This window comes from Cobetia sp. (assembly GCF_983723665.1).
In genome coordinates, this window is the sequence record NZ_CFDJES010000104.1 from 8,763 (window position 1) to 10,490 (window position 1,728).

The following is a 1,728-nucleotide window of genomic DNA, read 5'->3' on the forward strand; positions in this document are numbered from 1 at the left end:
ACCACCAAGCAGCGCGGCGTGCTGGAGCGCATGGTGCTGGGCGAATCCAACAAGATGATCGCCTGGCAGCTGGGCGTGGCGGAGACCACCGTCAAGTCGCATGTCTCCGCCATCCTGCACAAGCTGGGGGTCGCCAGCCGGGTACAGGCGATTCTGCTGGCCAGCCACTCCCTGCCTGCCGTGTCCAGTGCGAGCGCGCCCCCTGCCGCCCCACAACGCGCAACGCCCCGCCGGGGCGCTCACGAGTGAGGCACACAGCGGGGCGTTGCGAGGGCCTGCCACCGGCAGGGCTTTTACCTCTCACAAGGGCATAGGAACTGGGGCATAAAGCATGGAGCCTACATCAGCTCGCCGACCAGCACATAGCCATTGAGCAGGATGATGATCGCCGCGACCAGCACCCCGATGGCCGTCACCCAGTGACGATTGACCAGATCCCCCATCAGGCGGCGGTTGGCGGTGAACATCAACAGCGGCACCAGCGCGAAGGGAATCCCGAAGCTGAGTACCACCTGGCTTGCGACCAGCACCTGCTGCTCCGGCAGCTCCATCAGGATGATGGCGATGGCCGGCGCCATGGTGATCACGCGGCGCAGCCACATCGGAATGCGGAAGTTGACGAAGCCCTGCATCACCACCTGACCGGACAGGGTGCCGACGATGGACGAGGACAGTCCCGCCAGCAGCAGCGTGAAGCCGAAGATGAGACTCGCCGCATCCTGACCCATCAGCGGCGACAGCAGCTTGTAGCTCTCGGTGATGGAGGCCACGCCGGTCTCGCCGTTGCCGTGGAAGACCTTGGCGGCCAGTACCAGCATCGCCATGTTGATCAGCCCTGCCAGCGCCATGCCGATGATGACATCCAGCCGGTAGTAGCCCATCACGCGACGACGCTGACCGCTGTCACGCACCCGGATGCGATTCTGGGACAGTGCCGAGTGCAGGTAGATGACGTGGGGCATCACGGTGGCACCGAGGATACCCGCCGCCAGGAAGATGGCGTGGCTATCCGGGAAGTTCGGCGACAGCAGACCGTAGATGATCGGCTCCACCGGCGGACGGCTGAGAATGATCTCGAGCAGGAAGCCCGCCGAGACCGCCAGAATCATCGCGCCGATGATCATTTCCATCATGCGGAAGCCGAAACGCTGCATCACCAGCACCGCATAGGTGATGGCGCCGGTCAGCAGCGCCCCTTCCAGCATGCTGAGCCCGAACAGCAGATTGAAGGCCAGCGCCGCCCCCAGGAATTCGGCCAGATCGGTGGCGATGGCGACGATCTCCGCCTGCACCCAGAAGGCCCACACCACCGGACGCGGGAAGCGTTCACGGATGACCTCGGCCAGATTCTTGCCGGTCGCCAGCCCCAGCCGCGCGGACAGGGTCTGGATCAGCATCGCCATCAGGTTGGCCCACAGCACCACCCACAGCAGGGTGTAGCCATAGCGGGAGCCGGCCTCGATGTTGGTCGCGAAGTTGCCCGGGTCGATATAGGCGACGGCGGCGATCATCGCCGGGCCGAGGAATGGCAAGGCGCGGCGCAGGCGGCCAGCAAGACGGACAGGGGAAGCTGTGTGCGCACCACCGGCAGCAGAGGCGTCGCCTTCGCTGCCCAGTGACATGCTTGCGGCATGACGTACGGATTTATCGGACATGACATTCAGCATGGGGGGAAACCTGCCAGATCAATGACCCGCGAACAGATAAAGAAATATGCGGGAGGCTATG

2 protein-coding genes are annotated in these 1,728 nt (G+C 64.4%); one reads left to right on the forward strand and one right to left on the reverse strand.

What is annotated here, in order from left to right; all coding sequences use genetic code 11:
* Positions 1–249: response regulator transcription factor (locus tag AC4FAH_RS10760; protein WP_490246013.1), on the forward strand; the 249-nt coding region annotated here is incomplete at its 5' end.
* A gap of 89 nt (positions 250–338) precedes the next feature.
* Here AC4FAH_RS10760 and AC4FAH_RS10765 read toward each other — a convergent pair.
* Positions 339–1,655, reverse strand: a complete 1,317-nt coding sequence (locus tag AC4FAH_RS10765; RefSeq protein ID WP_240548686.1) for an Nramp family divalent metal transporter — start codon at positions 1,653–1,655, stop codon at positions 339–341.
* Positions 1,656–1,728 lie beyond the last annotated feature (73 nt).